The organism is Vibrio sp. 947, from assembly GCF_033339115.1.
GTDB classification, from domain to species: domain Bacteria; phylum Pseudomonadota; class Gammaproteobacteria; order Enterobacterales; family Vibrionaceae; genus Vibrio; species Vibrio alginolyticus.
In genome coordinates this window covers 575,606-582,901 of record NZ_JAWOTX010000001.1, presented here as the reverse complement: position 1 = coordinate 582,901, position 7,296 = coordinate 575,606, and the positions used below count along the sequence as shown (strand labels likewise).

The 7,296-nt window shown below is 46.4% G+C and carries 8 protein-coding genes and 1 pseudogene; 6 read left to right on the top strand and 3 right to left on the bottom strand.

What is annotated here, in order from left to right:
* Positions 1-63: 63 nt before the first annotated feature.
* The 5 genes and pseudogenes from R7Q39_RS02575 to R7Q39_RS02555 form a co-directional block, all read left to right on the top strand.
* Positions 64-789: pseudogene (locus R7Q39_RS02575) on the top strand (peptidase M3); the annotation flags it as partial.
* A gap of 69 nt (positions 790-858) precedes the next feature.
* On the top strand, positions 859-1,395 hold the full coding sequence (locus tag R7Q39_RS02570) for a DUF924 family protein (RefSeq protein WP_115386904.1): 537 nt from the start codon (positions 859-861) through the stop codon (positions 1,393-1,395).
* Between the two features lie 24 nt (positions 1,396-1,419).
* Complete coding sequence (locus tag R7Q39_RS02565; protein WP_033907198.1) at positions 1,420-1,749, top strand: DUF4144 domain-containing protein; 330 nt, start codon at positions 1,420-1,422, stop codon at positions 1,747-1,749.
* Positions 1,750-1,888: 139 nt separating this feature from the next.
* Positions 1,889-2,374 (top strand): VOC family protein, encoded by a 486-nt coding sequence (locus R7Q39_RS02560; RefSeq protein WP_005374344.1) that lies wholly within the window; start codon positions 1,889-1,891, stop codon positions 2,372-2,374.
* A 174-nt stretch (positions 2,375-2,548) separates the two neighbouring features.
* Positions 2,549-2,974, top strand: a complete 426-nt coding sequence (locus tag R7Q39_RS02555) for a VOC family protein (protein ID WP_017821017.1) — start codon at positions 2,549-2,551, stop codon at positions 2,972-2,974.
* A 77-nt stretch (positions 2,975-3,051) separates the two neighbouring features.
* On the opposite strand, the gene R7Q39_RS02550 is transcribed toward R7Q39_RS02555, so the two are convergent.
* Positions 3,052-4,188 (bottom strand): MBL fold metallo-hydrolase, encoded by a 1,137-nt coding sequence (locus tag R7Q39_RS02550; protein ID WP_115386903.1) that lies wholly within the window; start codon positions 4,186-4,188, stop codon positions 3,052-3,054.
* Between the two features lie 180 nt (positions 4,189-4,368).
* Between R7Q39_RS02550 and R7Q39_RS02545 the strand changes: the two genes are divergently transcribed.
* On the top strand, positions 4,369-4,614 hold the full coding sequence (locus R7Q39_RS02545; protein WP_025553211.1) for a Rho-binding antiterminator: 246 nt from the start codon (positions 4,369-4,371) through the stop codon (positions 4,612-4,614).
* 96 nt (positions 4,615-4,710) lie between these two features.
* Here R7Q39_RS02545 and R7Q39_RS02540 read toward each other — a convergent pair whose 3' ends face one another.
* Positions 4,711-6,201, bottom strand: coding sequence for an MDR family MFS transporter (locus tag R7Q39_RS02540; protein ID WP_033907201.1), 1,491 nt, complete (start codon positions 6,199-6,201; stop codon positions 4,711-4,713).
* On the bottom strand, positions 6,198-7,223 hold the full coding sequence (locus R7Q39_RS02535) for an HlyD family secretion protein (protein WP_054578558.1): 1,026 nt from the start codon (positions 7,221-7,223) through the stop codon (positions 6,198-6,200). Before R7Q39_RS02535 ends, R7Q39_RS02540 begins: the two co-directional genes overlap by 4 nt.
* Between the last annotated feature and the right edge of the window lie 73 nt (positions 7,224-7,296).

The following is a 7,296-nucleotide window of genomic DNA, read 5'->3' as shown; positions in this document are numbered from 1 at the left end:
GTGTGCCATGGATTCTGAGTACCTATTGAAGGTGCTAGCAAGCCTTTATTGATGGGGATGTTCATGATTTTTCCGTGCCTGTTAACCGATGCCGATTGGCTAAAACAGTACGCACTGGATGATGAAGGGAATTCTGTGCCTGATGAGATTATTCAAGCAATGATCAACAGCCGTCAGCCATTCAAAGCTTATGAAGAACGTAGCATCTTGGTTGTACCATATTTTGAGCGCGCGTTGTATCAATTGAGCGATGACGAGTTAACGCCAGAGCGCATCACTAAGCTCGCTCGCGATTGTGAAAAACAGATCCTTGGTTTGGAATGCAGCCCTCGCCCACTGATGGCGATTCCACATTTGCTATCCGACGAAGCGGCTTGTGCGTATCAAGGTTATCTACTCGCGCACATGGCGGTGTATCAGACCCGTGCATACTTCCTTGAGAAGTTTGGTTACCTGACGGATAACCCAGAAATTGGCCCACTGCTGGCAAAACACTACTGGCACGCAGGCAATCACTTGTCGCACAACGAAACCATTGTCAGCCTGACTGGCGAAGGCTTCAATGCCAAATACCTTGCAGACGTGTGTAACCTGTCGCCAGAACAGGCATGGGAAGTGCAGCAGAAGAAAATCGACTCACTTGCGACGCGAGAGCGAGCATCAGTCGCTTCACTGAACGCCGCGATTAAAGTCGTCGACGGCAGTAAAGAGCTGGCAAGCAACGCCATCTCTGACGAACAAATGTGTGACGATTTTGAACGTTACATCGTAGAGACTTACGGTCGATAACACGCAGAAAGCCAGGAGCTCGCCTTCTGGCTTTTTATTCTTTAGCTAATGCAATAAGAAGGAAGATCCATGTACCAAGAAGTCATCAAATTTTGGTTCGAGGAGCTATCGCCCCAAAATTGGTTTGAAAACAACCCAGAACTGGACAAGTGTATTGCATCGCGATTTGCCTCGGTATTAGAACAAGCCGCTCGTTGTGAACTGTTTAATTGGCGTAACAGCGCACAAGGACGATTGGCCGAAATCATCGTCCTCGACCAGTTTTCACGTAATGTGTATCGCAACACCCCAAAAGCGTTTGCACAAGACCTACTCGCATTAGCATTGGCTCAAGAGGCAATTCGGTTAGGTTACGACAAAGAATTAGCGCCTGAGCAGCTAAGCTTTTTGTACATGCCGTTTATGCACAGCGAATCTCGCCTCATTCATGTCCAAGCTGAAAAATTGTTTCGCGCATCAGGGCTTGAAAATAACTACGATTTTGAGCTAAAACACAAAGCCATCATCGACCAGTTTGGACGTTACCCACATCGCAACGCCATCTTGGGTAGAGAAAGCACACCTGAAGAGTTAGCATTTTTGCAACAACCTGGGTCAAGTTTCTAAATAACAATGAATAATGAGTTAACCATGAGAGACCACGCAGTATGCTGGCCATGCTTGCTAAAACTAGACGGCGACGATGAGCTGATCTATACGCATTCCCAGTCCGACTTAGACTCTGAATGCGAAGCCCTCATTTTTGGGCAAGATGATTACGTTATTGACTCAAATGGCAACACGTTCGAATTGAAAAACAATGGTTCGAACACCACTCTTTTACACCCAAAAGAACGAACGCTGTCCGTAGAAGAGGTTACGTCATTAATCCAATCGCATGAATTCAGCCTCGCGCAACGGTGCATTATCAAGATTCATTTCACCTCGGTGAGGCAAGCTGTTGAGGCCTTAGCTCACTAACTCAATCCCAACATGCAAATCATTAAATAAAATTATCATTTTTATAATTTATGATAATTTCATGTAATCAACATCACACCATATACTCTCCCACATCGAAACAAGACAACGTTCAAACACACATGTTGGGAGCAAACAAATGAAAATGAATCATGTCGGTATTATGGTCGGAGATATGGACAAAGCGGTTGAGTTTTACACGCAAGCGCTAGGTCTAAAAGTCGTTATGGGCAACACGAAAGTAATTGAAGAACGCGAAACGGCAATTGGCAGAATGTGTATTGCGGTCTTTGGGGAAGGCTTTAAAGGCTTCAACATTGCGCACCTTGTGACAAGTGATGGCATCGGCCTTGAGTTATTCGAAATGAAAGAGCGTCAAGAGCGCCATGAAGTGGATTTTTCTCGCATCGGTATCTTCCATTTCTGTTTGCAGACAGACGATTTTGAAGGTGCTATCAAACGCACCGAAGCACTAGGTGGCAAAGTTCGCATGGACATCATGCGTTACCACCCAGAAGACGATAATAAGCCTGCGAAAATGGTTTACCTAGAAGACCCATTCGGCAACCTATTCGAGCTTTACTCACACACTTACGAAGAAACTTACGCTTCTGATTACGAGTAATAGCCCCATCCATATTCCAAAAGGCTAGCAATACGCTAGCTTTTTTTGTTTGCTTTGAGTTGCAGTGTTTCTGCACTCGCTCTAGCAAAAAAACATCTGGAATTTGATCATTTCTCTCACCACTTTTAAGGTCACTTTATACTTACCTCAACACAATGCAAAAAGGAGTGAAGTATGCCCACCAAAAATCCAATCGCCATCAAAGCGCTTGATCATGTTGTTTTAAGGACCTGTAACCTCGATGCTATGTTGCATTTCTATCGAGACATTTTGGGCTGCCCTGTCGAACGCGAAGTAACGGAACTTGGTTTAACTCAACTTAGGGCAGGTAACGCATTGATTGATGTTGTGACGGTAGACAGCGAATTAGGCCAACTCGGCGGTAAGCCACCAGTTCAAAATGGTCGTAATATTGACCATTTTTGCCTGCAATTGGCGCCTTTTTCCGAGGATGAATTACTGGAATATCTGCGTTCGAACGGCATTGAAACCGAAGAGTTTGCGAAACGCTACGGAGCACAAGGATTCGGTCGCTCACTCTATATTCATGATCCGGAAGGAAATGTCGTCGAGTTAAAACCTCAAGTGATTGATGAGTAAGCGAGTAAAAAACCTTGTTATATTCTGAAAATAACAAGGTTAACTTCTAAAATAATTATTGAAGTAAGAACATATTATTAAGTCACAATTCTAGCTGGCTCACCTGTTTCTTTTTCTCGCCACCATTGTTTATTTATCTGTTTTTTATGAACGTAAAAACTCTCCCCCGGCATTGGCGTCAGCAGCGTTATATGTTCTTTTTGACAATGGGCAAGCAAATCTAAAATCGGTTCGTCCCAGCGGTGAGTAAACAGCTCGTATGTAGCCCAATGTACTGGCAGCAGTTTTTTCGCATTTAAATCGCAAAACGCTTGCACGGTATGATGAGCCTGCATGTGCCCCCAGTTTTCGACCGGATAACCTTGGCCTTTCACATCAGCAGCCACTTCCAAACAGGCAATGTCGATTGGTCCACATCGCTGTGCTATCTCGGAAAAGTGCGAATCGTAAGCTGAATCGCCACTAAAATAGAGCGTCTCTTCTTTACCTTTGATGACCCAAGAAGCCCACAAGGTCGAGTTTTTATCGAAATAAGTACGACCCGAATTATGGTTAGCAGGCGTACAAATCAGTTCGATTCCGGCATAGTGCACGCTATCCCACCAATCGAATTCCACGATGTTGTCTGCGCAAACGCCCCACTTTATCAGATGCTTGCCAACCCCTAAGGGCACATAAAACGTCACGGATTTATCAGCGTAGAAACGTATGGTCGATGCTTCTAAATGGTCGTAATGATCGTGCGAAATCACGATAATTTCAGGAATCGGCAAACAATCTCTGGCATGGGTATTGGGAATATTGCGTTCAAACCACGCTTTTGCGATGAACGGAGAAGCGTAATCAAATACCGGATCGGTCAGAATTCGAATGCCATCGACCTCCACCAGCATGGTGGAATGGCCCAGCCAAGTAACGCGCATCGATTCACTTCGCTGCGCAAACTGCGTGGGTTGAATTGGGGAATGTGGCAGATGTTCGTTAGGACTCAACGGCGTTCTACCACCAAGATAACTCCAACACACCTGCCAGAATGATTGCGGACTAGGCACATTTGGCATCTCGTTTTTAACGCGGCCGTTTTCAAATTGAGGCGAGTGGTGAACACGGTGCGCCAACTGCGCATGGTAGGTTTGAGGCGGAATCAGTGAACTTGGCTTTTGTGTCTTTTGTTCACTCGTTAGGTATGTGCGCTTAAGTATCGTCTCAGACATATCGTAGTTTTGTCTCACTTGCGAACGCTCAACAGTAGGTTTATTAAAACGTGCGTGTATGTCTATTTCGTGACCAGAATGAGGTGTAAGATGAAGATTCAGTTTCAATCAAACGTCTTCTATTTAAGGATACGGTTCTCAAACCTTCTGAATACTGCGTCGGTTTGAAAGGAGAAAACTATGGTGACTTGCAACCAATACGATTTTATTGAAATCGCCTGTATGTTTAAGCTCCCTATCGAGATCACGCTAAAAAATGGTGAAACTCATCAGGGCAACGCGTTCGACACAGGCTACGACATGCAGCGACAAGAGTGCTTGTTTTTAGATATGGATGGTGAGCACACCGCCTTCCCGACTGAACAATTAGTCGCAATGCGCGCGCTCAAAGCCAATCCGCATTTTGACGAAGTGACGTTTGAGTAAACGTCCGTCTTTCATTGACACCGTCCAATAAAAAACACCTCTCAAGCTGACACAACTTGAGAGGCGTTCTCTGACACAGTTCACCGGAACTTGTTGTTATTCACGCGATCGGATGAAAACCAGCATCGGCATCATGATCACGAACATTACTCCCACAAGCTGGAAGGTGTGCACAAACGCGACCATTTGCGATTGCTGCTGCAACATCTGTTGGTATTGGTCTAACGCAACCGGGTCGGTAATAGAAAGCCCCTGATTGGCCGCCCAGTCATGCAAGTTAGGATTATAAGGATTAATACCCTCTCCCAGCGCATGCCATTGCTGCTGACTATCACGATATTGGAACGTGGTGGCGATAGAGATACCAAACGAACTACCAATAGTACGGAACAGATTGTAAATACTTGCCGCCGCGACAGATTGCTCTTTCGGAATCGTTAAATACGCCAAGGTGGACAGCGTCGAGAAGGTTAAACCAAGCCCCATCCCCTGAATCATACTCGGCATCACAATCCAAAATGTATCGATCTGCAGTGAGTATTGCGTCATCAAATAACTACCAATCCCGATGCAGCTTAAGCCAAAGACTATTTTGATTCTGGGATCGAATTGCGGATTGAGCTTAATCACCAAAATCAACATCGCCGCTGACGCCAACCCACGCGGTGCCATTAATAAACCAGTGGTTGAGACCGGATAATCCAGCAAGCTTTCCAACAGCATTGGTTGTTGAGTCGTCAGACCAAACATCGCCATCGACACCACGGCAATCATCAATGACGAGACCATAAGGTTTCGGTCTTTCAGTAGCCACAATGGCGCTATTGGACTTTTGGTTTTCCAACTGCGATAGATCCACATCACCAATCCCATGACTGCGAGCAATATCGCGGTCTGAATCATACGTGAGTCGAGCCAGTCGTCTTCATTCCCTTTATCCAACACAAACTGCAACGCGCCCACACCTAACGCCATGTAACCGATGATCCACCAGTCAAAGTTAGGTTTGGATTTGTTGTCGATATGGATATAGCGATAAATCAAAGAGGTACAGATCAAACCGAATGGCAAGTTGATGTAAAAAATCCAGCGCCAGTTAATGTTGTCGGTGATCACACCACCTACAACTGGGCCCAAAATAGGACCAAGCAAAATGCCGATGGAGAAAATCGCCATCGCTTTGCCTTTTTGCTCATACGGATAGATCTGCACTAACGTCGACTGCGCCAATGGAATCACCGACGCGCCGAAAGCGCCTTGGATAATGCGAAATAGCACCATCTCTTCAAGAGACTGTGCTTGCCCACAAAGCGCACTGGCAATCACAAAACCGACCACGGCAACCAGCATGACTTTGCGTTCACCAAAGCGCGACACCCAGAAACTGGTCATCGGAATGAAGATCGCTTCCGCCATGCTGTAACCCGTCAGCACCCAAGTAATTTGGTCTGCCGTTGCGCCCAACGCGCCCATCATGTGCGATAGCGACACGTTCGCAACGGTCATATCGATTAACACCATGATGGCAGAAAGCATCACGGCGACGGTGGCAATCCCCCGTTTGTCTGCCGTAATTTGATGGCTCATTGCACGCTACTTTGCAAATCAATGGTGACTTCTGAGCTCGCACCCACGCGAAGTTGCGGCGCATCGGCCGGTACTTCTAATGCCAAACGTACAGGGAAACGCTGTTTGATTTTAACCCAGTTACCCGTTGCGTTTTCTGGTGGCATCAAAGAGAACGATGTACCACTCGCAGGCGACAGCTGTTCTACCGTTGCTTTCCACACCACGTCTGGGTACATATCAATCACCACATCCGCATGCATGCCAGGTTTGATATGCGTAAGATCGGTTTCTTTGAAATTCGCGCGTACCCAATAGCTGCCTTTTAAAATCACAGGGAACAGCGTTTGACCCACGCTAACGACCGAGCCTACGTGCGTATTGATTTCACCGGCAATGCCATCCACTGGTGACGTAATGTCGGTGTAGCTCAAGTTCAGCTCCGCTTGCGCTAACTGTGCTGCAGCTTGTTGAACGACCGCAGCCTCTGCGCCTTCTTCACCACGGTTCGCAATGGCTTTTTCTACCGTCGCGCGCGCTTGCTCTAGGCTCGCTTGGGCATTGGCGAGTTTGTTTTTCGCCGTATCTAAATCTTGGTCCGACGCCAGTTTGCGTTTCACTAGGGAATCCGTACGTTTGTACTCTACTTGCGCTTCTATCAGGTTAGAGCGCGCCGCATCTAAGCCCGCAACAGCTTCAGTTACCTGCTTATCGGCAACGTCATGTTGCTGGACCGCCAATTGGTATGCCGCTTTTGCTTGCTTCACTGCCAACAAATATGGGCGTGAATCTATCTTCAGCAGTAGGTCACCTTTGTTAACAGATTGGAAGTCTTTGACATCCACAGAAACCACTTGGCCTTTTACCTGAGGCGCTACCGACAAAATTTTTGCCCTAACGTAGGCATCTTCCGTGCTTGGGTGACTGTCTGAATACTGCCAAGACCAATACATCGCACCAAATGCGATAACACAGAGAGTAAAGAAAAGAGTTTTTACCAACTTAGATCTGGAGGAAGAATGCTTTGCGATGTCGTCGCTCATTTATATTGTCCACTTGTTCAATTATGTGATCAGTGTAGGACTTTTCGATCTTCCGACAATAAAATGATCTGCA